This is a genomic window from Micromonospora sp. LH3U1, from assembly GCF_028475105.1.
Lineage (GTDB): Bacteria > Actinomycetota > Actinomycetes > Mycobacteriales > Micromonosporaceae > Micromonospora.
In genome coordinates, this window is record NZ_CP116936.1 from 2131481 (window position 1) to 2155975 (window position 24495).

The 24495-nt window shown below is 68.6% G+C and carries 18 protein-coding genes; 16 read left to right on the forward strand and 2 right to left on the reverse strand.

Translation table 11 applies throughout. The features are described 5' to 3' along the window. Positions 1-224: 224 nt before the first annotated feature. Together PCA76_RS09765 and PCA76_RS09770 are read left to right on the forward strand one after the other, a co-directional pair. Entirely contained in the window at positions 225-1691 is a 1467-nt protein-coding gene (locus tag PCA76_RS09765; RefSeq protein WP_272616767.1) for an endo-1,4-beta-xylanase, read from the forward strand. A 128-nt stretch (positions 1692-1819) separates the two neighbouring features. Then, a complete protein-coding gene (locus PCA76_RS09770; protein WP_272616769.1) occupies positions 1820-3205 on the forward strand; it encodes an RICIN domain-containing protein in 1386 nt (461 codons plus the stop codon). A gap of 69 nt (positions 3206-3274) precedes the next feature. Here the strand turns inward: PCA76_RS09770 and PCA76_RS09775 are convergent, their stop codons facing one another. Continuing rightward, a complete protein-coding gene (locus PCA76_RS09775) occupies positions 3275-4045 on the reverse strand; it encodes a FadR/GntR family transcriptional regulator (RefSeq protein WP_272616771.1) in 771 nt (256 codons plus the stop codon). A 147-nt stretch (positions 4046-4192) separates the two neighbouring features. On the opposite strand from PCA76_RS09775, the gene PCA76_RS09780 reads away from it, so the two are divergent. The 8 genes from PCA76_RS09780 (at position 4193) to PCA76_RS09815 (ending at position 12242) form a co-directional block, all read left to right on the forward strand. Beyond that, positions 4193-5455 (forward strand): ABC transporter substrate-binding protein, encoded by a 1263-nt coding sequence (locus PCA76_RS09780; protein ID WP_272616773.1) that lies wholly within the window; start codon positions 4193-4195, stop codon positions 5453-5455. Between the two features lie 4 nt (positions 5456-5459). Then, complete coding sequence (locus PCA76_RS09785) at positions 5460-6440, forward strand: carbohydrate ABC transporter permease (protein WP_272616775.1); 981 nt, start codon at positions 5460-5462, stop codon at positions 6438-6440. After that, entirely contained in the window at positions 6440-7267 is an 828-nt protein-coding gene (locus PCA76_RS09790) for a carbohydrate ABC transporter permease (RefSeq protein WP_272616777.1), read from the forward strand. Before PCA76_RS09785 ends, PCA76_RS09790 begins: the two co-directional genes overlap by 1 nt. A 1-nt stretch (position 7268) precedes the next feature. Further along, a complete protein-coding gene (locus PCA76_RS09795; RefSeq protein WP_272616779.1) occupies positions 7269-8486 on the forward strand; it encodes a mandelate racemase/muconate lactonizing enzyme family protein in 1218 nt (405 codons plus the stop codon). A 120-nt stretch (positions 8487-8606) separates the two neighbouring features. After that, positions 8607-9632 (forward strand): zinc-dependent alcohol dehydrogenase, encoded by a 1026-nt coding sequence (locus PCA76_RS09800; RefSeq protein WP_272616781.1) that lies wholly within the window; start codon positions 8607-8609, stop codon positions 9630-9632. Beyond that, on the forward strand, positions 9629-10390 hold the full coding sequence (locus tag PCA76_RS09805) for an SDR family NAD(P)-dependent oxidoreductase (protein ID WP_272616783.1): 762 nt from the start codon (positions 9629-9631) through the stop codon (positions 10388-10390). Before PCA76_RS09800 ends, PCA76_RS09805 begins: the two co-directional genes overlap by 4 nt. Further along, positions 10387-11265: an amidohydrolase family protein gene (locus tag PCA76_RS09810; protein ID WP_272616785.1), complete on the forward strand. Its 879-nt coding sequence runs from the start codon at positions 10387-10389 to the stop codon at positions 11263-11265. Before PCA76_RS09805 ends, PCA76_RS09810 begins: the two co-directional genes overlap by 4 nt. Next, positions 11262-12242, forward strand: a complete 981-nt coding sequence (locus PCA76_RS09815) for an aldo/keto reductase (protein WP_272616787.1) — start codon at positions 11262-11264, stop codon at positions 12240-12242. Before PCA76_RS09810 ends, PCA76_RS09815 begins: the two co-directional genes overlap by 4 nt. A gap of 110 nt (positions 12243-12352) precedes the next feature. Here the strand turns inward: PCA76_RS09815 and PCA76_RS09820 are convergent, their stop codons facing one another. Beyond that, positions 12353-15901 (reverse strand): ThuA domain-containing protein, encoded by a 3549-nt coding sequence (locus PCA76_RS09820; protein WP_272616789.1) that lies wholly within the window; start codon positions 15899-15901, stop codon positions 12353-12355. Between the two features lie 521 nt (positions 15902-16422). On the opposite strand from PCA76_RS09820, the gene PCA76_RS09825 reads away from it, so the two are divergent. From PCA76_RS09825 to PCA76_RS09850, 6 genes are all read left to right on the forward strand, one after another. Continuing rightward, complete coding sequence (locus PCA76_RS09825; RefSeq protein ID WP_272616791.1) at positions 16423-17934, forward strand: sugar ABC transporter ATP-binding protein; 1512 nt, start codon at positions 16423-16425, stop codon at positions 17932-17934. Between the two features lie 55 nt (positions 17935-17989). Then, positions 17990-18964: an ABC transporter permease gene (locus PCA76_RS09830; protein ID WP_272616793.1), complete on the forward strand. Its 975-nt coding sequence runs from the start codon at positions 17990-17992 to the stop codon at positions 18962-18964. Between the two features lie 2 nt (positions 18965-18966). Further along, positions 18967-19950, forward strand: a complete 984-nt coding sequence (locus PCA76_RS09835; protein WP_272616795.1) for an ABC transporter permease — start codon at positions 18967-18969, stop codon at positions 19948-19950. Between the two features lie 12 nt (positions 19951-19962). After that, positions 19963-21144, forward strand: a complete 1182-nt coding sequence (locus PCA76_RS09840) for a substrate-binding domain-containing protein (RefSeq protein ID WP_272616797.1) — start codon at positions 19963-19965, stop codon at positions 21142-21144. Positions 21145-21150: 6 nt separating this feature from the next. Continuing rightward, entirely contained in the window at positions 21151-22002 is an 852-nt protein-coding gene (locus PCA76_RS09845; RefSeq protein WP_272616799.1) for a sugar phosphate isomerase/epimerase family protein, read from the forward strand. A 111-nt stretch (positions 22003-22113) separates the two neighbouring features. Further along, positions 22114-24474 carry an RICIN domain-containing protein gene (locus PCA76_RS09850; RefSeq protein WP_442930250.1) on the forward strand — a complete coding sequence of 787 codons (2361 nt, stop codon included), beginning with the start codon at positions 22114-22116 and terminating at the stop codon, positions 24472-24474. Positions 24475-24495: the final 21 nt, after the last annotated feature.

The following is a 24495-nucleotide window of genomic DNA, read 5'->3' on the forward strand; positions in this document are numbered from 1 at the left end:
ACCGGTCGCACCTCGGATCGCGGCGTTCCCCCAGGGCATGCGGACGTCGCCTCAGGACTTCCCGCAGATGCAGGCGACAGCCTGCTGGACTGCGTGCGCCGTGTGCGGGCCCAGGATGACCGTCCCGGAATCCTCGGCCACGTCGGCGCCGGCCGTCCCGAACGGTTTGTCCTGAGCGAAGTGGCACATCACCACCACCGATGCAACCACTGAAAAGGAACCACATGAAACCCAAGAGAACTCTGCTAGCGACCGCGACCCTCGCCGTCGCACTCACCGCGGGCATGACGGTGGCGTTGGCCCCCATGGCCAGTGCCGGAACGACCCTGAAGGCGTCGGCGGCCGAGAAGGGGCGCTACTTCGGCGCCGCCGTCGCGACGGGCAAGCTCTCCGACAGCCAGTACGTCGGAATCCTCAACAGCGAGTTCAACAGCGTCGTGCCCGAGAACGAGATGAAGTGGGACGCGACCGAGCCGCAGCAGAGCCGGTTCAGTTACACCGGCGGTGATCGACTGGTGAGTCACGCTCGGGCCAATGGCATGAGTGTGCGGGGTCATGCGTTGTTGTGGCATGCGCAGCAGCCGGGTTGGGCGCAGGGTATGTCCGGTAGTGCGTTGCGTAACGCGGCGATCAATCATGTTACTCAGGTGGCGACGCATTTTCGGGGGCAGATCTATGCCTGGGATGTGGTGAATGAGGCGTTCGCTGACGGGGGTGGTGGCGGGCGGCGTGATTCGAACCTGCAGCGCACCGGTAATGACTGGATCGAGGCGGCGTTCCGTGCGGCGCGGGCGGCTGATCCGGGTGCGAAGTTGTGTTACAACGACTACAACACTGATGGGGTCAACGCGAAGTCGACCGGTATCTACAACATGGTGCGGGATTTCAGGTCTCGTGGTGTGCCGATTGACTGTGTGGGGTTCCAGTCGCATCTGGGCACGTCGCTGGCGGGGGATTATCAGGCGAATCTGCAGCGTTTCGCTGATCTTGGCGTCGATGTGCAGATCACCGAGTTGGACGTGATGACCGGCGGCAATCAGGCCACCATCTACGCCTCGGTCACCCGCGCGTGCCTGGCCGTCTCGCGGTGCACCGGCATCACGGTGTGGGGTGTGCGTGACAGCGACTCCTGGCGTGGATCCGACGACGCCCTGCTCTTCGATCGTTCGGGCAACAAGAAGGCCGCGTACACCTCGGTCCTCAATGCCCTCAACTCCGGCTCCAACCCGCCCACCACGCCCCCGCCGGGCACTCCGGTGGACACCAGCGCCTGGTACGTGCTGCTGAACCGGAACAGTGCCAAGGCGCTGGACCTGAACAACCAGGCGACAAATGACGGCGCGCGGATCAGCCAGTGGACGCGCAACAACGGCGCCAACCAGCAGTGGCAGTTCGTGGACTCGGGGGGTGGCTACTACCGGCTGAAGTCCCGGCACTCCGGCAAGGTGTTGGACGTCTACAACTTCTCCACCGCTGACGGCGCGGCGATCGTGCAGTGGAGCGATGGCAACGGCACGAACCAACAGTTCCGGGTCGCCACGTCGGCCGACGGTTACCTGCGACTGATCAACCGCAACAGCGGCAAGGCCGTCGAGGTGCAGGGCGCGTCCACCGCCGACGGGGGAAACATCGTTCAGTACACCGACTGGGGTGGCAGCAACCAACAGTGGCAACTCGTCCGCATCGGATAGCACTCCGGTGGCCGCATCTCGCCCGCACAACACCCCAACGTGCTGACGCCACCACCAGACGCCGGCACACACGCCAGGGCACGCACGTGCGTTCTGCTCGTGGGTGACCCCGATCGAAGGAGTGGACCATGAAGGCCATCGGTGAGGCTCGTCCCGCCTCTCCACCGAGACGTCGCTGGCGGTCGGGGTTGGCCGCGGCGGCGGCCGCGGTCATGGCAGCCGGCACACTGGTCGCGGTCAACGCGGCGCCTGCGGCGGCGGCAACCGTGGACACCAACGCCTGGTACGTCCTGGTGAACCGGAACAGCGGCAAGGCGCTGGACCTGTACGGCTCGGCCACCAACGACGGCGCACGGATCAGCCAGTGGACGCGCAACAACGGCGCCAACCAGCAGTGGCAGTTCGTGGACTCGGGGGGTGGCTACTACCGGCTGAAGTCCCGGCACTCGGGCAAGGTCCTCGACGTCAGCAACTTCTCGACCGCCGACGGTGGCGCGATCGTGCAGTGGGCCGACCTCAACGGAACGAACCAGCAGTTCCGGCTGGCCGACTCGGACGGTGGCCACGTCCGGCTGATCAGCCGACACAGCGGCAAGGTCGTGGAGGTGCAGGGAGCCTCCACCGCCGACGGCGGAAACATCGTGCAGTATTCCGACTGGAACGGCACCAACCAGCAGTGGCAACTCGCCCGCACGGACGGCGGTAACCCGCCGCCGTCGGGTGGGAACGGGTGCGGCAAGGCGCCGACGCTGTCCAGCGGCACGCACACGATTCAGAGCAACGGCAAGAGTCGCTCCTTCATCCTGCGGGTGCCCGCCAACTACAACAACAGCAACCCGTACCGGCTGATCTTCGCGTTCCACTGGCGAGGCGGCACCATGCAGGAGATCTCCTCCGGTGGCACCAGCGGGACCGCGTGGTCCTACTACGGGCAGCAGGAGCAGTCGAACAACAGCGCGATCCTGGTCGCGCCCCAGGGGTTCGGTAACGGGTGGGGTAATGCCGGCGGTGAGGACATCACCTTCGTCGACGACATGATCAAACAGATCGAGGGCGGCCTCTGTGTCAACCCGGCGCAGCGGTTCGCCCTCGGCTTCAGCTGGGGCGGTGGCATGAGCTACGCCGTCGCCTGCGCGCGGGCCAACGTCTTCCGGGCCGTCGCGGTCATCTCCGGAGGGCAGATCAGCGGGTGCAGCGGTGGTACGCAGCCCATCGCGTACTTCGGGCTGCACGGCATCTCGGACAACGTCCTGAGCATTTCCCAGGGGAGGGCGTTGCGCGACACCTTCGTCCGGAACAACGGTTGCACCGCCCAGAACCCGCCCGAGCCGGGGGCGGGTAGCCGCGCGCATATCACGACCACCTACTCGGGCTGCCGGTCCGGGTACCCGGTGCAGTGGGCCGCGTACGACAACGGGCACATGCCCGGTCCGGTGGACGGCACCTATGCCGAGAGCGGCATCACGACCTGGACCAAGGGTGAGATCTGGAGGTTCTTCGCGCAGTTCTCCTGACCCCCGTCGCCGGCGCTGACGCCGGGCCGCAGCGCCTGCTCCCGCACCTGGGGTGGGCGCTGCGGCCCGTCAGCGTTGCAGGCGTACCGGCTTGCCCGAACCGCTGCGGCGGACCAGCCAGGCCTCGGTGATGTGGGTGAACATCGCCTCGGCGGCGCCGTCGGAGTCATGGGCGGCGATGCGCTCGTAGATGCGCCGGTGGCCCTTGTTGGACGCCACGCACAGCGAGCGTTCGGTGCGGCCCATGTAGCGGGCGGTGTTGATGACCTGGCTCTCCAGCGCCCGTACGACGCCGCGGGCGATGCGGTTGCCGGACGCCTGCATGACCGCGTCGTGAAAGGCCCGGTCGTGCTCGTGGTAGGTGACGTGGTCGTCGACGAGTTCGTCCATCCGGTCGACCATGGCGCTCAGCCGGTCGATGGTCTCCGCGTCGGCGAGGCGGGCAGCGACGTTCGCCATGTCGGACTCCAGCACCCGCCGGGTGACGACGAGGTCGTCGAGGATGGCGAGGCTGTCGTCCTCGGCGATGGTGGCCGCGAGGACGAGCTCATCGAGCATGTCCCAGTTCGACGGTGGAGTGACCATGGTGCCGGCACCCTGGCGGACCTGCACCAGCCCCTTCTCCTGAAGGATCTTCACTGCTTCTCGGACGACGGTCCGGCTCACGGAGAAGGTCTCGCAGAGGATCGGCTCGGGGGGCAGGGAGGTCCCGGACGGGTGTACGCCGCGGACGATGCGCTCCACCAGTTCGGCGGTGACCGCCCTGGCGAGGTTGGTCGGTCGACGCACCCACTCCGGGGCGACCGGGCTGTTCAGGGCTGCCTCCTGCGATGGCGTCATGTCCCCCTCCGAAAGGCTCGCCGTGGCACGACGTCTGGCTCAGTGTACGGCCGACTATTGACGTCACACGTCATACGAGTTACGTTCCGATCAACATTGGCGAGACGGCATGTCCGTCGGCCACCCCACTTTCAGAGGTGACAACTGATGAGACAGCGCGCTAGATGGTCGGCCGTCCTCGTTGTGGGACTGGCCTTGGCCGGCTGTGGAAGTGCCACCGGCTCGGGCTCGTCGAGCGGGTCGGACGGCAAGTTGGTGGTGTGGGACTGGAAGTCCGGTGAGGCATTCGCGGCATCGTATCTGGACAAGGCGAAGGCCGACTTCAAGAAAAAGCACCCCGACGTCGCGGTCGAGTTCGTCGCGCAGCCCTTCGACCAGTACTACACGCTGCTCGGTGCGGCGATCCAGTCCGGCAAGGGCCCGGACGTCATGCTGTTCAACGGCGGTGGCCAGATCCGTGACCGGGTGGACGCGCTGGTGCCGCTCGACGACTACGTGGCCGACGACAAGCAGCGCTTGGCTGGTTGGGACGCGTTCACCAAGGACGGCAAGGTCTACGCCGGCCCGGTGACGTTGCAGGGTCACCCCATCTACTACAACAAGGCGATCTACGAGAGGGCCGGACTCGACCCGGCGAGCCCGGCCACCACGTGGGACAAGTTCGTCGCCGACTGCGCCGCCATCGCCAAGGCCGGCGCCAAGTGCTTCGCCCTCGGCAACAAGGAGGGTGTCGGCATTCAGTTCTGGCTCTCGAGCCTGGCGTCGGCCACCCTCACTGCCCAGGAGTACGACGCCTGGATCGCCGGCAAGCGCGACTGGAACTCGCCCCACGTCAAGCGGATCTTCCAGCTGTGGAAGGAAGCCGGCGACAAGGGCATGAACAGCGACGGGGCCAACTCGACCGCGATGTTCAACGACTCGTTCGCGCTCTTCCAGTCCGGTAAGGCCGCCCACGTCATGGGTCTCATGTCGGACGTGGGGCACTGGAAGGCATTCAACGAGTTCCTGCCCGGCGACAAGCTTGGCGTCATGAAGGCTCCGGTCGTCACCGCCGGCACCACCCCGAGCCTCCCGTACGACGGTGGCATCGGCTACGGGGTCGCCAAGTGGACGAAGGACCCGAAGGTGGCCGCCGACCTGGTGCGCTCCCTGACCTCGACCGACGCGCTGAAGGCCTTCTACGCCGATGCTGGCGCGATCGCCGCCGACACCACGATCGACGTGTCACAGGGCGGCACGGCTGTCGCCACGATCGTCTCCGATCTCAAGGGCGGTAAGCCGGCGCTGCACGTGGCGCTGTCCTCGAAGACGCTGGACCTGATGGGCCGGCTCTCCCAGCAACTACTCAGCGGTTCGATCACCGTCGACGAGGTGGTGAAGCAGTTGGCCGCCTCCGACCAGGCGGGCTGACCTCGTGCCGATCGGAAACACGCAACCGTCGGTCCGTCCGGCTCAGGCCGGACGGGCCGGCGGGGCGGCGGCCACATTCTCCGTACACCGGGGAGGCGCACGTCCCCGTCGCGCCGGCAACGGCCTGCGGGCCGAACGCTTCGCCCCCTACGTCCTGGTCGCTCCGGCCGTCCTGATCATCGTGGCGCTGCGGCTCTACCCGCTGCTCCTCGGAGTCAACTTCTCCTTCACCGGCGACGGTGAGCAGAACGGGACGGCGGTCGGATTCGGCAACTACCGTGAGCTGTTCGCGGATCCGCTGTTCCGGACCGCACTGGGCAACGTCGGGCTGCTGGTGCTGCTGCTTCCGGTGGCCGTGGCGATCCCTGGTCTGCTCGCGACGTTCATCTACCTCCGGGTGCCCGGCCACCGCTTCTACCGCAGCGTCTACTTCTTTCCCGCGGTGCTCTCGCCGGTGATCGTCGGTGCGATCTTCAACCTGTTGCTCGCCTTCGACGGCCCGGTCAACGCCGTCCTCGGGTCGGTCGGCGTCAGCCCGGTGGACTGGCTCGGTGACCCGGACGTCGCGATGTTCATCGTGGTGGGTGTGCACATCTGGGCCACCTTCGGAATGGCCCTGGTGGTGTTCCTCGCCGGCTTCGCCACTCTGGACGCCGCGCTCCTGGACGCTGCCCGGGTGGACGGGGCGTCGCTACGCCAGGTCGTCTGGCATGTGATCATCCCGAGCCTCTCGCGCACCATCCAGTTCGTCTTCGTCACCACGATGATCGGGATGCTGACCTCGATGTTCGGGCTCCTCTTCGTCATGACCAGCGGCGGCCCGGAGGGATCGACGTACCTGCCGGAGTACTACATCTGGATTCAGCAGGGCCAGATGAACCGGCCCGCGCTCGCGTCGGCCGCGTCGACGATCCTCTTCGTGATCATGCTCGTGGTGGGACTGCTGCAGATCAAACTTCTCGAACGATCGGGAAGGGAGGATTGATGTCTCGCGTCCGTCTGGGCTGGTGGTTGGTCGCCATCCCGATGTCACTGCTCGCGCTGGCGACGATCTACCCCCTGCTGTTCACCGCCAACGTCGCGATGAAGACGCGCCGTGACTACATCCTCGACCGGTTCTCCCTGGCCGACACTCTGCGCTGGGAGAACATCAGCACGGCGTGGAACAGCGTCGGCATGGGCCGCTACTTCGTCAACTCGCTGCTCGTGGTGACGTCGTCGGTGGTTCTGCTGCTGCTGCTCGGGTCGATGGCCGGCTTCGCCCTGAGCCAGCTGCGGTTCCGGGGCTCGTCGGCGTTGTTCCTGGGCTGCCTCGCGGGACTCTTCATCCCGTTTCAGGTGATCATGGTGCCGCTCGCCCGGATAATGGCCGACACCGCGCTCATCGACACGTACCCCGGCCTGGTCCTGGTCTATGTGGCCCAGTTCCTGCCCTTCACCGTCTTCCTGATGACGAGTTACTACAAGGGCATCCCGCCGGAGATCATCGACGCCGCCCGGATCGACGGCAACACCGTGTACGGCGTGTATCGCCGGATCATGCTGCCCCTGGGCACCCCGGCGCTGCTGTCGGTCGGCATCCTCAACGCCCTGTTCTGCTGGAACGACGTCCTCATGGCGCTGGTGATGATGCCCTCTGCCGATCACCGGACGCTCATGGTCGGCGTGACCTCGTTGCGGGGGCAGTACTCCGACAACATCCCCACCTTCGCCTCCGGGGTGCTGATCGCCGCGATACCCGTCCTGTTGGTCTACCTGTTCCTCCAGCGCCAAATTGCCGACGGCGTCGCCGCCGGTTCCACGAAGGGTTGACATGCGGATCACGGGATATCGGACGCTCACCACAGTCCAGGAATGGGGGCGTCCCGTCGGCGATGCCAACGGAGTGTTCTCCGACGGGGTGGTCCCGGTGTCGATCGTCATCGTCGACACCGACGAGGGCATCTCGGGAGTCGGCCTCGGGCCGCACGTCGAGATCGAGCGGATCTTCGCGGCCATCGAGGGCGAGGACCCCCGCGCCGTGACGACCCTGTACGACCGCATGTTGCGGCACACCTTCAAGGCCGGCCACGCGGGCCCGGTGTTCGGCACCATCGGCGCCCTGGACACCGCACTCTGGGACATCAAGGCGCAGGCTGCCGGTGAGCCGCTGTGGCGGCTGCTGGGCGGTCGTGACCGGCGGGTTTCCGCCTACGCCTCCGGCCTGGACATCGGGCTGACCGACGATGAGCTCGTCTCGGAGTACGAGGTCTACGCCAGCCACGGCCTGCGGGCCGCCAAACTCAAGGGCGGCCTCGACATCGAGCGCGACCGGCACCGCCTCAGCCTGGTCAAGGAGGTCCTGACCGAGGCCGGGCACGGTCGGCGGCCGGGTCTGATGCTCGACGTGAACGAGGTATGGACCCGCAAGCAGGCCGTCCGGCACGTCTGCGAACTCGAACGCACCCTGGACCTCATCTGGATCGAGGAGCCCGTCCGGCGCTGGGATGCCGAGGGCCTTGCCGCCGTCAGCCGAGGAGTGAACGCGTCGGTCGCCACCGGGGAGAACCTCACCGGGCTCGAACAGTACCGTCCGCTGATCGCCGCCGGCGCGATCGACGTCGTCCAGATGGCTGCCGTCTGGGGGGTCACCCACTTCCTGCGGGCGTCCGCCCTGGCTCACGCCCACGACCTGCCGGTCAGTCCGATCGGCAACAGCCCGGTGGGGCTGTTGCACGCCGCGACCTCGGTGCCGAACCACCTGACCAGCGAGCTGCAGGACCTGCATCCACCGGTCGGTGTCTCCATCGACCTGCACGTCGAGGACGGCGCCTTCATCCTCGGCGACGCACCCGGGCTCGGTGTCCGGATCGACGAGGAGCGCATCCGGACACCGAGCCCGCAGGCGCAGACCGCCGAGAGCCCCAACGTCCGGCCGGAGCGGGCCGGACGGCGGTTGCTGGCCGGGGTCGACGGGGTCATCCCCGCCCGGCAGGTGCCCGTCGTGGCGCTGAACTCCCACAACGACGTGTCGCCCACCGCGCGGCACTGAGACAGCAGCGCGAGCTGACCGCCAGCACCATCGGAAGCGCGGGTGCACCGCCACGGCGGTGCACCCACGACCATGCCCGGTCGGCACGACCGATGTGCCGACCGTCGAGACGGAGGATCGATGAAGGCAGTCGTCTACCGGGGGGCACGACACCTCGGGATTGAAGAGCACGACCCGGTGCCGCCGGGTCCTGGCCAGGTGCGGATCGAGGTGGCCTACACCGGGATCTGCGGCACCGACCTGCACATCTACCACGGGGACATGGATGCCCGGGTCGGCGACTCCGCCATCATCGGGCACGAGATGTCCGGGCGGATCGCGGCCGTTGGCGAGGACGTCACCGGTTGGAGCGTCGGCCAGGCCGTCACCGTGATGCCGACCCGACCGTGTGGACAGTGCGCTGCCTGCCAGCGCGGGAACTCCCACATCTGCCATGCCATGACCTTCCTCGGTATCGACGCGCCGGGCGCCATGCAGTCCTACTGGAACGTGCCGGCGGAACTGGTCCTGCCGCTCCCCGAGGAACTGCCGCTCGACCACGCGGCGCTCGTCGAGCCGGTCGCGGTCGCCGTACACGACGTCCGGCGAGGGAACGTGACCGCCGACGACCAGGTGGTCGTGGTCGGCGGTGGGCCGGTCGGCGTCCTCATCGCCACCGTCGCGCAGGGTCGCGGCGCGCGGGTCCTCCTCGTCGAGCCGGACCCGTTCCGACGCGAGGTGGCGGGCGGGATCGGGATCGACGTCGTCGACCCGGGATCAACCGATGTCGTGGCGCTGGTCGACGAGCGCACCGACGGTGCGGGCGCGGACATCGCCTTCGAGGTGTCCGGCTCCGCCGCCGGTGTCACCACGGCGGTCGACGTGCTCACCACCCGCGGCCGGCTGGTGATGGTGGCGATCCACCCCAAGCCCCGGGAGGTCAACCTGCACCGGTTCTTCTGGCGCGAGCTGGAACTCCTCGGCGCCCGGCTGTACCAGCGCGACGACATGGTCGAGGCGATCCGGCTGGTCGCCTCGGGTGCGATCCCGGCGCGACAGCTCATCTCCCGGGTCGAGCCGGTCGAGGCGGCCGCCGCCGCCTTCACGGCACTCGAGGGTGGCGGCGTGATGAAGGTGCTGCTCGATCTGCGGGAGGGCAACCAGTGACGGCCCTGTTCGACCTGTCCGGACGTACCGCCGTCGTGACCGGGGCCCGGCGCGGTATCGGCCTCGCCATGGCCGAGGCCCTGGCCCTGGCCGGTGCCGACATCGTCGGCGTCTCCGCCCAGCTCGAACCGGATGGAAGCGAGGTCGAACGCCGGGTGCGGGCCGCCGGCCGCCGGTTCACCGGGCTGCGGGCCGATCTCGGCGACCGGGCCGCCGTGCACCGGTTGGCCGGGGACCTCATCGCTCTCGGGCCCGTCGACATCCTGGTCAACAACGGCGGCACGATCGCCCGTACGCCGGCCGCGGAGCACCCGGACGAGATGTGGGACCACGTGATCGAGGTGAACCTCAGCAGCCAGTTCGTCCTGAGCCGCGAGATCGGCCGAACGATGGTCGAGCGTGGCCAAGGGAAAATCATCTTCACCGCGTCGCTGTTGAGTTTCCAGGGCGGCGTCACCGTTCCCGGCTACGCCGCGTCGAAATCGGGCGTGGCCGGGCTCACCAAGGCGCTGGCGAACGAGTGGGCGGCCCACGGGGTGAACGTCAACGCCATCGCCCCCGGTTACATCGCCACCGACAACACGCAGGCGCTGCGCGACGACCCCGACCGCAACCAGGCGATCCTCACCCGGATCCCGGCCGGCCGCTGGGGCCGCGCCGACGATCTGGGGGGTGCCACGGTGTTCCTGGCGTCGGCCGCGTCGGACTACGTCAACGGAATCGTGCTGCCCGTCGACGGCGGCTGGCTGGGCCGATGACGGGCGAACAAGCGCCCGGGCGGGCCGGGATCGTCGACGCACACCACCACCTCTGGGTCCGCGCACGGCACCCACAGCCATGGATCGACCCCGTGACCATGGCGGCCATCGACGCGGACTTCGAACCTGCCGATCTCGCGCCCCTGGCCCGCGCGGCCGGGGTCAGCGCGACCGTGGTGGTGCAGTCCATCGCCTCGGAGGCGGAGACGGTGGACCTGCTGACCATGGCGGCCGAGGACACCCTCGTCCGCGGCGTCGTCGGCTGGGTCGACCTGACCGCCGCCGACGTCGCCAACCGCATCCGACGTCTGCGGGCCGCGCGGGGCGGGGAACGCCTCGTCGGCATCCGCCACCTCGTGCAGGGCGAGACCGACCCGGCGTACCTGGACCGGCCGGACGTCCGTCGGGGGATCGCGGCGGTGGGAGCCGCCGGCCTGGTCTTCGACCTGTTGGTCCGCCAGCACCAGCTACCCATGGCCGCCCGTCTGGCCCGTGACCTTCCCGAGGTGAGCTTCGTCCTCGACCACCTGGGCAAGCCCGCGCTGGGCCGTCCGGAGATGGCCGAGTGGGCTCGCGGGCTGCGGGCGTTGGCGGCCTCGCCCAACACGACGGCGAAGCTCTCCGGACTGGTGACGGAAGTGGAGCGGTCGGCCTGGACGACGGGGGACCTCCGACCGGCCGTCGAGGGCGCGCTCGACACGTTCGGACCGGACCGACTGATGTACGGCTCGGACTGGCCGGTCTGCCTGCTCGCCAGCTCGTACCGGCGATGGGTCGAGGCGCTGGCGGAGTTGCTGGGCGACCACGACGAGGCCGACCAGGCGCTGCTCTGGGGAGACACGGCACGCCGCGTCTATCGGTTGGAGGCGTCGTGAGGGTGCGAGCACTGCCGCGTCGTCCTGAGGTGCGTCTCACCGAGCTGGGCTTCGGCGCGGCCCAGGGCGGCAACCTGTACCGGGCCATGACGGACGAGGAGTTCGCGTCGGCGGTTGACACCGCGTGGGAGGCGGGCGTGCGGTACTACGACACCGCGCCGCACTACGGGCTCGGTCTGTCCGAGCGCCGGCTCGGCGCCGCGTTGCGGCACCGTCCGCGCGACGAGTACGTCGTGTCGACGAAGGTCGGGCGACTCCTGGTGCCGTCGCCGCAGGACGCCCACCTGCGGGACTCCGACGGGTTCGATGTTCCCGCGAGCCACCGGCGGGTGTGGGACTTCAGCCGGGACGGCGTCCTTCGCTCGATCGAGGCCAGCCTGGACCGGACCGGGCTGGACCGGATCGACATCGTCTACCTCCACGACCCAGACGACCACTGGGAGCGGGCCGTCAGTGAAGCCGTGCCGACCCTGGTCGACCTGCGTGACCAGGGCGTGGTGGGTGCCATCGGCGCCGGCATGAACCAGTCGGAGATGCTGGCCCGGTTCGTGCGGGAAGCCGACGTCGACGTGATGATGTGCGCCGGGCGGTACACCCTGCTGGAGCAGGGTGCGGCAACTGACCTGCTGCCCGTTGCCGAGAGTCGCGGGGTGGGCGTGGTCATCGCGGGCGTCTACAACTCGGGGCTGCTGTCGCGGGACCGGCCGTCGGCTGACGCCCTCTACAACTACCAGCAGGCCCCGGCGGAGCTGATCGAGCGGGCGCGGCGGATCGCGACGGTCTGCGAGACGTACGGCGTGACCCTGCCGCAGGCGGCACTGGCCTTCGTCCGCCGGCATCCGGCCGTGGTGTCGACGGTGGTCGGCGTACGCAACGGGTCCCAGGTCGCCGAGGCGGTGCGACGCTCGGAGGCTGTCGTGGCGGAGGAACTCTGGGACGCGCTGGCGGCGGCGGGGCTGCTCGCCACGGTGCCCTAGGACGAGGCTCTCCTTCTCTGCCTCACGACGACGTCCCGGCCGGGACCGGCTCCGCTCATCGGATACCGGTCCCGACCGGGGACGTCATTCGCTACGGCGACAGCCGCGGGTCACACCGCGGTGAACCGCCACTGCTGGTTGGCCGCACTGTGGCAGGTCCACTGCAACAGTCGGGCGCCGTCGGTGGTGGCGGCGCCGTTGACGTCGACGCAGAGCCCGCTCAGCACATTGCGCACCGTGTAGACCCCGGAGGTTCCCGTCGCGGTCGCGGTGAACTTCTGCTGGTTGCCGTTGTTGCAGGTGGCCTGCTGGAGGAAGGCACCCGCCGCCGTCGAGCTGCCGATCACCTCGACACACTTGCCGCTGTGCACGGCCTTGAGGTAGACCGCACCGCTTCCGGCGTCGACGGCCTGCCACTTCTGGTTGTTGCCCCCGGTGGCCGCCCACTGGGTGATCTGGGCGCCGTCGGCGGTGGAGACACCGCTGACGTCCATCAGCTTGCCGCTGTGCAGCGCCGTGACCGTCCAGGTCTTTCCCGCTAGGCCACCGCCGGTGGCGGGTACGCCGACGCCGGCACCGCCGAAGGTGTGCGAGTCGAGATCGAACCAGTTGGTCGAGCTGCCCTTGAACACCATGTAGAGCGTCTGCGTCCCGGACAGGGCGGCGACACTCACCGGTGTCGTGGACTGGTAGTTGTCCCAACCACCGGTGCTGGGCACGGTTGTCGTGGCCAGCAGCGTCCCGCTCGGCGAGCCGGCTCGCAGCTCGATCGAGCCCCCACCGGACGGCGACGACAGGCGGTAGCTGACGGTCGTGATGCCCGACAGGCTCATCGGGCTGAACGCGATCCAGTCGTTGTTGGCGATGTCGCCGACGCGCTTGCCGCTCTCCGCTCCGGACTGCTCGACGACCCGGGTGCCGGACTGGCTGCTGTAGTACTCGGCCTGCTTGTGCTTCGGTTGGAGGATGACCTGCGACGTGCCGGTGAGCGGGGCCGAGCCCCCCGCACCGCCACCGTCGGTGTATCGCGCGTTCAACACGTAGAACAGGTTGGCGCCGTCGGGGTGCCCGCCGAGCAGGTCGGTGGAGATGGTGCCCGAGCAGCCCGGGTACTCGGTGGTCTCGTGTGCGTGGTCGTCGTGACCCAGCGCCGGGTTGAGGACCACCTTGCTGCAGTCGATCGTCCCGCCGTCGGGGTCGGAGACACTGATCGAGTACGACACCTGGTCGCCGAAGGTGAGCATGCCTCCGTTGGACGGTGTGGTGATGGTGACCACCGGTGCGCTGTTGCCGACGGTGATCTGGACGTTGGCGAAGCCCGTCTTGCCGGTGTTGTCGGTGACCTTCAACTGCGCGGTGTAGTTGCCGTTGGCCGTGTAGACGTGCGACGGGTTGGCCGCCGTGGAGGTGGTGCCGTCGCCGAACGTCCACTGGTAGCTGAGGGTGTTGCCTGGGTCCGGGTCGGCCGTGCCCGCACTGCTGAACTGGACGGTGAGCGGGGCGGTGCCACTGGTGGGCGTGCCGACGGCCTTGGCGATCGGCGACCGACCGCCCTGGATATAGTCGATCCGGTAGAGCCCGGAATCGCTGTTGCCGCCGCCGAAGTTGGTGCCCCACTCCAGCAGGTAGAGCGAGCCGTCCTTGCCGAACTCCATGTCCATGGGCTTGTTGAACCCGCCACCGGGTAGGAACGGGTTGGTGCGGGTCACCGCCGAGGAGGAGTCGAAGTGCACCTCCTTGACGAAGCTGCGCGACCACTCGTAGAAGAAGTGCACGCCGTCGTAGTAGGGCGGGAACTTCGTCGCGGACGGGTTCGACGCGTCGTACCGGTAGACCGGGCCGCCCATCGGCGCCGAGCCGCCGGAGCCGAGCTCCGGGAAGGTCGGCGAGGTGCCGTAGCCGTACCACATGTTGGGTGCGACGACGGGCCGCAGGCTGGTCAGGCCGGTGTTGTTGGGCGAGTTGTTGACCGGTGCGTTGCAGTTGAACTTCGCGCCGACGACGCCGGTGTCCGGGTTGAACGGCGCGTAGGGCTGGTTGTCACCGTGGCAGAACGGCCAACCGTAGTTGCCGGCCGACTTGATCACGTTGAGCTCGACCAGGCCTTCGGGGCCCCGGTTGGTGGTGGGCGGGTTGCGGTCCGGCCCGTAGTCGGCCAGGTAGACCCAGCCGTTGGCCGGGTCGATCGAGAACCGGAACGGGTTGCGGAAGCCCATCGCGTAGATCTCCGGGCGGGTCTGCGCGGTGCCCTGGGCGTAGAGGTTGCCCGTCGGGATGGTGTAGCTGCCGCTGGCTCCGGGGCGGATGCGCAGCAGCTTCCCGCGTAGGTCGTTGGTGTTGCCAGCGGTCCGGGCGGCGTCGAGGTTGGCCTTGCCCGACCGCCAGTCCAGCGGCGCGTAGCCCTGCCAGTTGGGGTCGAGGTTCGGCGGTGTGTCGTCACCGGTGCCGATGTAGAGGTTGCCGTCCGGACCGAAGTCGATGTAACCACCGGTGTGACCGGGCTCCGGGAACGTCCGGTCACGGTACGCAGGGATGTCGATGATCGTCACACCGCTGGACATGTTCAGCGTGTCACCGCTGAGGGTGTAGCGAGAGACGCGGTTGACGTCGGTCGAACTGCTCGCCGGTGAGTGGTACAGGTACACGTACCCGTTGGTGGCGAAGTTGGGGTCCAGCGCCATGCCGGTGAGGCCGTCCTCGCCTCCGGTGTAGACACTCAGCGTGGCGGCGGTCACGGTGCTGTTGGTGGAGGGCTTGAAGATCTTCACCTGCCCGCCGCGCTGGACGTAGAGCACCCGCCCGTCCGGGGCCACGGCCATCGCCATCGGGTCGACGGTGTTGTCGTCGAGGGTGCGCTTCTCGAAGTTGCCCCAGACGGTGCCACCGCAGTCGCCAGCGACGTTGCCGGCGGCCCACCGGACGCCACCCAGGACGTGGTTGCGGAAGTTCGTCTCGCTGTAGGAATCGATCGCGTGGCCCATCGCGGTGGCCCACACCCGCCCGCCGCCCGCGTTGCGACACCAGGAAATCGGATGGTCCGGGCCCATCGCCCGGGACCCCGGGTTGTACGTGCGCTCGTCGGCGGTCACCAGCACGTGCACGTTGCCGCGTGGGTTGGTGTCGAAGTTGTACCACTCCTCGCTGCGGGTCCAGCGATCCGGCAGGCCGGCCGTCGACGGGTGCTGCTTGTCGGCGACGATGGCGGTGCCGGCCAGCACACCGGGGGAGTGCTCAGGCATGTGGGCGCCGCCGTTGACGGTCTGGTCCCACCACGGGTACTCGGCCTCGATGCCCATGTCGGTGGCGTTGTGGACGCCGACGATGCCCTTGCCGCTGGCGAGGTAACCCTCCACCGCCTGGCGTTGGGCTGCCGAGGTCCAGACCATGCCTGAGGTCTGGAACATGATGATGACGTCGAAGGTCGCCAGGTTGGCGGCGGTGAAGACGCTCGCGTCCTCGGTCTGCACCAGTTCGAAGTTGTTCGCTGCCGCCTGTTGCTGGAACATCGAGATCCCGGCGGGGATCGAGTCGTGCCGGTAGCCGGCGGTCTTGGTGAACAACAGGGCCCGGAAGGCCGGAGCGGCTGACGCTGGCGGTGCGAGTCCGAGCGCCAGTAACAGGCCGGCGATCACCGAGATGAGCAATGTGTTGCGACGCATGCCGTCTCCTAGGTTGGGCGGGCGTAGGGATTGCGACCACGGGCCTACGACGCGTCAGGTTGACCCTGGACACGCGCGGGGACACGGGCGCGCTGGTCTGTCCTCATGCCGTTCGCCGCAACGGCAGTCAGACCTGCGGGACGTCACACAGCGTGATGGTGGCTGTGGTTCTCGTCCCGTGGTCCACGAGGTCAGGATGAGCTAGCAATCGATGACTGTCAATTCGTGAACTAACGTCCGACGTCCTGCCCGGTGGACGGCGTCCGTGCCCGGCTCCCTCGCTGCGGCACCGCCTGTCGATCCCGGCCCGACCTGGCAGTCAGGCTTGATCGAGCATTGCGGACCCGCATCCAAACATCTATCTTCATACGTGTGATGTTTCATGGGTGTCAAGAGAATGTTTTCGACGCGCGAACGTAAGTCGCCGCTGTTCCTACGAAAGTTTGATGTCCAGCGCCTCAAAGCCGCCGTAGTGTGGCATTTAAATGTGTCTATGACTACTGTCTGTGAGGGCTCTCGGGATGTCAGATCCACCGCCGACGCCGCTTCTCACCCTTCGGGGCATCGGCAAGTCCTTCCTCGGCGTACGCGTTCTCGACGGTGTCGACCTCGATGTCGCGCCGGGCGAGGTGCACGCCGTCGTCGGTGAGAACGGCGCCGGGAAGTCCACCCTCATGAAAATCGTCTCGGGCGGGTACGCCCCGGACGAGGGCACCGTCGAGTTCGCCGGTGCACCGCGCGCGTTCCGTGGTCCGCGCGACGCGCAGCGGGCCGGCGTCGGCATCATCCACCAGGAGTTCAACCTGCTCCCGGAGCGCACCGTCGCGGAGAACGTCTACCTGGGGCACGAGCCGGTCCGCCGCGGACTTGTCGACCGTCGGGGCATGCTCGACCGCACCAGGCGGCTGCTCGCCTCGATCGGGGAGACCACGTTGCCGGCCGACGCCCGGGTGGGGCAGCTCGGTGTCGCACAGCAGCAGGTTGTCGAGATCGCGAAGGCGCTCGCCCTGGACGCGCGGCTGCTCATCATGGACGAGCCGACCGCCGCGCTGGCCGACCACGAGGTCGAGCTGCTCTACGGGTTGGTGCGCCGGCTCCAGGATCGCGGCATCGGCCTGCTGTACGTCTCACACCGGCTCGCGGAGGTCTTCGACCTGTCCGGCCGGATCACGGTCCTCAAGGACGGCCGTCGGGTCACCACCGTCGACACCGTGGACACCACCGCTGACGAGTTGGTGCGGCACATGGTCGGCCGTGAACTGTCCAGCTACTACCCGGACCGGGCCGCCCCCGAGGACCGCGGTCCGGTGCGGCTCACCCTCCGCGACGCGGGAAACCGGAAGCTGCGGGACGTGAGCCTTCAGTTGCGCGCCGGCGAGGTGCTCGGTGTCGGCGGCCTACAGGGCTCCGGGCGCTCGGCGCTGGCCCGTGCGCTCTTCGGGGTGTCCCCGTTCACGACCGGCGACGTCACGCTCGACGACCGGCCGGTCCGGCTGCGTTCGCCACGCACCGCGATGCGAGCCGGCATCGCCTACGTCACCGAGGACCGCAAGGGCGAGGGGATCGTTCCCCGACAGTCGGTGCTCGACAACGCGCTGCTCGCCAGCCGGGCCGTGTTCGCTGCTCGGTCCGGCCGTGCCGCCCGGACCGTCCGGGCGCGCGAGTTGCTCGCCGCCGTGGAGGTCCGCGGCGCAGGCGACGATCAGGAGATCCGCTTCCTGTCCGGCGGCAACCAGCAGAAGGTCGTGCTGGCCCGATGGCTCGCGCTCAACCCACGGATCCTGCTCTTCGACGAACCGACCCGGGGCATCGACGTGGGCGCGAAGTCAGCCATCCACGACCTCGTCCGCCGCCTCGCCCGCGACGGCGCGGCCGTGCTGATGATCTCGTCCGATCTGCCGGAGCTGTTGGGGATGAGCGACCGGATCGTCGTCCTGCGCGACGGCCGCATCGCGGGAGAGTTGCCCGCCGGCGCGACCGAGGAGGACGTCATGGCCCTGGCGGTCGGGACCGTGCGGGAGGCCGCCCAGTGAGCGCGAGGAGTGAGCCGGGTTTGCGAGCCCCGCAGGCGCGATCGGAGATGGCCCAGTGAGCGCCCTGTCGCTGCTGCCGGCCCGCCGACCCGTACCGGGCGTGTTCGTGGCCCTGACCCTCACCCTGGCGATCGGCTGGCTGGTCGTCCTGGTCGACGGCGGTCAGCTCTTCAACCAGTCCACGACGGTGAGTCTGCTGCACGTCGCCGCCGGCCTCGGGCTCGTCGCCGTCGGTCAGACCCTGGTCATCCTGGGTGGCTCGCTCGACCTCTCCGTGGCGTACGTGATCAGCCTCAGCACTCTCGTCGCGGCCGAGACGATGAACGGCAGCGACGGCGCGCTGCTGCCGGCGATCGGCCTGGCGCTCGCCGTCAGCGCCGGCGTCGGGCTGCTCAACGGGCTCCTCGTCACCAAGCTCCGGGTCAACGCGTTCATCGCGACCCTCGGTGTCGGGCTGCTCCTCAAGGGATACCTCGACAACGGCTACGACGGCCCGGCCGGCACCACCTCACCCACGCTCGTGCAGTCTCTCGGCTACCAGCGCGTCGGCCCGGTGCCGCTGTCGTTCCTGCTGCTGGTCGCCGTGACCGCGGCGGCCTGGTTCGCGCTCACGCGAACCCGCTTCGGTCACCATCTTGTCGCCGTCGGCGGTGACCCGGAGGTGGCCCGGCTCTCCGGCGTCCGCAACGACCGGATCCTCGTCACCGCCCACGTGTTGTGCTCGATGTGCGCCGGGCTCGCCGGCATCTACCTCGCCAGTCGGCTCGGCTCGGGCGCGCCCCGGGTGGGCACCGAGGGCCTCTACGACCTGGAGTCGATCGCCGCGGTGGTGATCGGGGGGACTGCCCTCGCCGGTGGGCGCGGCGGCGTCATCGGCACGGTCGGTGGGGTGCTGCTGCTCGCCAGCATCGACGCCATCTTCAACCAGCTCGAGGTCGACGCCTTCTTCAAGCAGGTGATCCGGGGCGCCATCATCATCGCCGCGGTCGCCGTCTACGCCCGCAGGGCCACGCGAAAGGCGGCTGCCTAGCCATGCAGACCGTTCAGCGCCGTTCGCTGCCGCTGCGTCTCCCGCGGGTCCGCCCCGGTGGCGTCCTGCCGATCCTCCTGATTCTCGCGGTGCTGGTGGTGCTCGTCGGCGTTCGGCAGCCCGACTTCCTCGCCCCGCCGTCGCTGATGTCCTTCCTCGGTCGTTCGGCGCCGGTCATCCTGCTCGCCGCCGGCCAGTACTTCGTGATCGTCTCCGGTGAGTTCGATCTCTCCGTCGGTTCCCTGGTCACCGCGCAGGTGGTCGTCGCCGCCCGGCTGATCGACGGCGATCCGACGCGCACCTGGCCGGTGGTGGTGCTCCTGCTCGCCTTCGGAGCGCTCGTCGGGCTGGTCAATGGGCTGATCACGACCCGCCTGCGGGTGCCGTCGTTCATCACCACCCTCGGCATGTTCCTGATCCTCGTCGGCGCGGTCTACCTGTGGTCCGACGGCGCCCCGAAGGGTGGGCTCTCCGAGGAGTTCCGGCGGTTCGGTCGGCGGGCCTTCGAGGACGTGCCGCTGCTCGGCCGCGTGCCGTACGCGCTGGTGGTCCTGGTGGTCCTGGCGGCGGTGGCCGTGCTGCTGATGCGGTCCGACTTCGGTCGGACGCTGGTCGCCGTCGGCGACAATCCGCGCACCGCCGAGATGAGCGGGGTGCGCGTCTGGCGTACCCGGACGATCGCCTTCATCCTCAGCGGGCTCGCGGCGGCGGTGGCGGCGATCCTCCTGGGCGGCTACAGCGGCGTCTCGTTCCAGGCCGGCGCGGGCCTGGAGTTCGGTGCGATCACCGCGGTCGTCCTGGGTGGCGTCGCGCTGGGCGGGGGTCGCGGCTCGGTCGTCGGCGCGATGCTCGGTGCGCTGACCCTCGAACTGCTGTTCGCCCTCATGAATTTCTACGGCGTCTCCGGCGCCCTCAGGTCGACCGTCCAGGGCGGCATCATCCTGCTCGCCGTGGCGGTCTCGGCAACGCGTTCTTCATCGAGATAAAGGGGAACCATAGTGCGACGTTTCATGGCGGCACTGGCCGCTGTCACCCTGCTGTCCCTTGCCGCCTGTGCCACCGATGATCCCGCTGCGAGCCCCTCGGGCAGTGCCCCCGCCGCTGGGTCGGGCACCGGTGACCAGTCGAAGTTCTTTGTGCAGGCCGACTACGACGCCGAGCTCGCGCTGCTCGATGCCGCCCCGACGGGTCCGGCCGACAAGCCGTGGGAGCAGGTGCTCAACCCGACGATGGTGGACACCGCCACGTTCAAGAAGAGCGGTCCGCACAAGATCTGCTTCTCCAATGCGGCGCTGAACAACCCCTGGCGACAGGTCGGGTTCAAGACCATGCAGGCCGAGGTCGAGGCGCAGCGCAGTCGCATCAAGGAATTTGTGCACGTCGACGCCGAAGGCAAGGACCAGAAGCAGATCGCGGACATCAACGACCTGCTCGGCAAGGGCTGTGACGCGCTCATCGTCTCGCCGAACACCACCGCCACGCTGACCCCGGCTGTGGAGGCGGCCTGTAAGGCGGGGCTGCCGGTCGTCGTCTTCGACCGTGGTGTCAACACGAAGTGCCCGGTGACGTTCATCAACCCCATCGGGGGTTACGGGTTCGGTCACGTCGGAGCCGAGTTCGTCAGCCAGAAGATGAAGCCCGGCGGTAAGGTCCTCGCCCTGCGGATCCTGCCCGGTGTGGACGTCCTGGAGACCCGCTGGTCGGCGGCGAAGGTGGCGTTCGACAAGGCGAAGGTCGACGTCGTGGGGGTCGAGTTCACCGACGGCGATCCGGCCAAGACCAAGAAGATCGTCGACGACTACATCCAGCGGTACGGCACGATCGACGGTGTCTGGATGGACGCCGGAGCGGTGGCCGTCGCGGCGGTCGAGGCGTTCCAGGACGCGGGCAAGCCTGTTCCGCCGATGAACGGCGAGGACCAGCTCGACTTCCTGAAGATCTGGAAGGACAAGAACCTCACCGCGATCGCGCCGACCTACCCGACCTACCAGTGGCGTACGCCGATCATCGCCGCGCTGCGGATCCTCGACGGCCAGCAGGTGTCCAACCCGTGGAAGCTGCCGCAGCCGACCGTCAGCCAGGACAACCTGGACCAGTACCTCGATCCGAGCATGCCGCCGCTGCACTACGCGATGTGCGGCTGCACCGACCTGCCGGGTTATCCGCAGCGCTGGAAGTAGGGTCCGGTGTACGCCATCGGCGTCAACCCCTGGGTGTGGGCCTCGCCAGTCGACGACGAGGCCCTGACCGAGCTGATCCCACGGATCGCCTCGTTCGGCTTCGACGCGGTCGAGCTGCCGATCGAGCAGCCCGGTGACTGGGACCCGGTCCGCACCCGGGACCTGCTGGCGGCCCACGGCCTCGTCGCCGCCGGCGTCTGCGCGGTCACCCCGCCCGGACGGGACCTGGTGAACGCCGCACCGGCCGTCGTGGAGTCGACCGTCGCGTACCTCATGGGGTGTGTGGCGAGCGCGGCGGCCGTGGGCGCGCCGTGCGTCGGCGGTCCGGTGTACGCCTCGGTCGGCCGCACCTGGCGGATGTCACCGGCGGCTCGCGCGGCCTGCTACGCGGACTTCCGGCGGGCCTTGACGCCGGTGGCCGAGCAGGCGGGCGAGTCGGGCGTGAGCATCGGTGTCGAGGCGTTGAACCGCTACGAGACGAGCGTCGTCAACACGATCGAGCAGACGGTCGAGCTGATCGACGGTCTGCCTCCGAGCGTCGGCATCATGATCGACACGTATCACATGAACATCGAGGAGGCCGACCCCTACGCGGCACTCTCCGTCGCTGGCCGGCACATCAAGCACGTCCAGGTCAGCGGCACCAACCGGGGCGCTCCCGGTGCCGACCACTTCGACTGGCCCCGCTTCTTCACCTTCCTGCGGGACACCGGCTACCAGGGCGCGATCTGCATCGAGTCGTTCACCGCGGAGAACGAGACCATCGCCACCGCCGCGGCGATCTGGCGTCCGTTGGCCCCCTCGCAGGACCGTCTCGCCACGGACGGCCTGCGCTATCTCCGGGAGATCCTCGGGTGACAGCAGCGGGCAGCACCTCCGCCTCGTCGAGGCGTTCCGCCCACCCCCACCCCTCTCTCATGTGAGGAGCACCGTCCCGTGTCCGTCTCGTCCATTCCGCCGCTGCGCCGAATGCTGGCCGGCGCCGCCGCGACAGCGTTGACCGCTCTGGTCGCGGTGACCGGCTCGGCGTCCCCGGCCCTCGCGGCCACCACCACCCTCTACGCGTCGCCCTCCGGCACCGGCACCAGTTGCTCCGCCAGCCAACCGTGCTCCCTGACCGCCGCCCACGCCGCGGTGCGGGCGAGTAACAGCGCGATGTCCGGTGACATCGTCGTGGAACTGGCCGACGGCGTGTACCGCCTCTCGTCGCCGCTGCGACTGACCGCCGCCGACTCGGGCAACAACGGCTACCAGGTGATCTGGCGGGCCGCCGCCTCCGCCCGTCCGACGATCACCGGCGCCCGGGCGGTCACCGGGTGGTCGCTGGTCGACTCCGGGAAGAACATCTGGCGAGCCAACGTCGGAGCCGGGCTCGACAGTCGTCAGCTCTACGTCAACGGGGTCATCGCCACGCGGGCGCGCACCGCCGTGAACCGGTCCGACTTCACCTTCTCCACGACCGGCATGCGGTTCAGCAACAGCGCTCTGAACTACCTCAACAACCTCGGTAACCAGAACCGGGTCGAGGTGGAGAGCGTTGGCTCGTTCACCGATCGGTACTCGCCGGTGCAGAGCATCAGCGGGAACCTCCTCACGATGCAGCAGCCCGCGTGGAACAACAACACCTTCGGGTTCGACACGCTCTCCAGCCCTCACCGCGCGGGTCCCTTCTACCTGACCAACGCGTACGAGTTCCTGGACTCACCGGGGGAGTGGTACGTCAACCCCGGCAACGGCCAGCTCAACTACATCCCGCTCGCGGGGCAGAACATGAGCACCGTCAGCGTGGAGTTGCCGCAGCTGCAGTCCCTGGTCAACGTCGGCGGCACCTACGACGCGCCCGCGCACCACATCTCGTTCAGCGGGATCACCTTCACCGGCACCAGTTGGCTCGGCCCCAGCAGCAGCAACGGCTTCGCCGACCAGCAGACCGGTGCCCACATCACCGGCACGTGGGCCCGTCCGTCGGACGCGCTGACCTCCTGCCAGGAAGGCTGCCCGCAGTTCGAGGCCACCCGGCCGAACTGGACCCAGATGCCCGCCGCCGTGCAGGTCTCCGCGGCCAACACCATCACCTTCAGTGACTCCCAGTTCGTCAACCTCGGGCAGACGGCCATCGGCATCGGCAACGACGCCAACGCCCACGCCAGCGGCGTCGGCCTGGGCACCAGCAACATCACCGTCACCCGCTCCGAGATCGCCCGCAACTCCGCCGGTGGCATCGTGGTCGGCGGCGTACGCGCCGACGCCCACCACCCCAGCGACCAGCGGATGGTCAACCGGAACATCACCGTGAGCAACAACCGGGTGCACGATCTCGGCCTGGAGTACCGGGGCGTCGTCTCGATCCTGACCACCTACGTGAACACCGCGCTGATCTCGCACAACGAGGTCTACAACATGCCGTACACCGGCCTGTCGGTCGGCTACGGCTGGGGCGCCAACGACGCCGGTGGCAGCAACCACTACGCGAACCGCGGCCTGTACAACTACCAGCCGCGGTACTCGACGGCGACCACCGCGGCCAACAACCAGGTCATCGGCAACTACGTGCACGACGTCATGCAGCAGATGACCGACGGCGGGTGCATCTACACGCTGTCGGCGAACCCGGGCGGGGCCGTCAACGAGAACTACTGCCTGCGGACCAACGGCTGGTTCGGGCTCTACTTCGACGAGGGCTCCCGCTACTACACCGCCCGTAACAACGTGTTCTCCTCCACCGGCACCTGGGCCACCGCCAACTACTGGTACGCGGAGAACATGGGCAACTTCACCGTCACCAACAACTGGTCGACCAACGGCAGCACGAACGTGACCAACGGCGATCGCGGCAACGTCGTCTCCGGCAACGTGACGGTCGCAGGAGGCAACTGGCCGTCGGGTGCGCAGACGGTCATCAACGCCGCCGGCGTCCAGAGCGGCGGCAGCACCAACCCGCAGAACGTGCAGATCGTGGGCGTCCAGTCGGGTCGTTGCGCCGAGATCGGCGGATCCAGTCAGACCAACGGCACGCAGGCCCAGATCTGGGACTGCCTCGGCGCCACCAACCAGCGGTGGACCTCCACCGCCAGCCGGCAGCTCATGGTCTACGGCACCAAGTGCCTGGACGCCTCCGGCCAGGGCACCAGCAACGGCACCACGGTGGTGATCTGGGACTGCAACGGTCAGGCCAACCAGCAGTGGAACATCAACGCCAACGGCACCATCACGGGCGCGCAGTCGGGTCTCTGCCTCGACGCGAACGGCGCCGGGACGGCGAACGGTACGAAGTTGATCCTCTGGGCCTGCAACGGCGGCACGAACCAGCAGTGGCAGCTGCGTAGCTGACCTGGGAGCTGGACACCGACA

What these genes read in the sequence shown, in the direction of transcription:
- PCA76_RS09790 (WP_272616777.1), top strand. Translation starts at nt 6,440, where the DNA reads ATGTCTCGCGTCCGTCTGGGCTGGTGGTTGGTCGCCATCCCGATGTCA.
- PCA76_RS09800 (WP_272616781.1), top strand. Translation starts at nt 8,607, where the DNA reads ATGAAGGCAGTCGTCTACCGGGGGGCACGACACCTCGGGATTGAAGAG.
- PCA76_RS09780 (WP_272616773.1), top strand. Translation starts at nt 4,193, where the DNA reads ATGAGACAGCGCGCTAGATGGTCGGCCGTCCTCGTTGTGGGACTGGCC.
- PCA76_RS09770 (WP_272616769.1), top strand. Translation starts at nt 1,820, where the DNA reads ATGAAGGCCATCGGTGAGGCTCGTCCCGCCTCTCCACCGAGACGTCGC.
- PCA76_RS09775 (WP_272616771.1), bottom strand. Translation starts at nt 4,045, where the DNA reads ATGACGCCATCGCAGGAGGCAGCCCTGAACAGCCCGGTCGCCCCGGAG.
- PCA76_RS09850 (WP_442930250.1), top strand. Translation starts at nt 22,114, where the DNA reads ATGCTGGCCGGCGCCGCCGCGACAGCGTTGACCGCTCTGGTCGCGGTG.
- PCA76_RS09835 (WP_272616795.1), top strand. Translation starts at nt 18,967, where the DNA reads ATGCAGACCGTTCAGCGCCGTTCGCTGCCGCTGCGTCTCCCGCGGGTC.
- PCA76_RS09765 (WP_272616767.1), top strand. Translation starts at nt 225, where the DNA reads ATGAAACCCAAGAGAACTCTGCTAGCGACCGCGACCCTCGCCGTCGCA.
- PCA76_RS09825 (WP_272616791.1), top strand. Translation starts at nt 16,423, where the DNA reads ATGTCAGATCCACCGCCGACGCCGCTTCTCACCCTTCGGGGCATCGGC.
- PCA76_RS09820 (WP_272616789.1), bottom strand. Translation starts at nt 15,901, where the DNA reads ATGCGTCGCAACACATTGCTCATCTCGGTGATCGCCGGCCTGTTACTG.
- PCA76_RS09810 (WP_272616785.1), top strand. Translation starts at nt 10,387, where the DNA reads ATGACGGGCGAACAAGCGCCCGGGCGGGCCGGGATCGTCGACGCACAC.
- PCA76_RS09795 (WP_272616779.1), top strand. Translation starts at nt 7,269, where the DNA reads ATGCGGATCACGGGATATCGGACGCTCACCACAGTCCAGGAATGGGGG.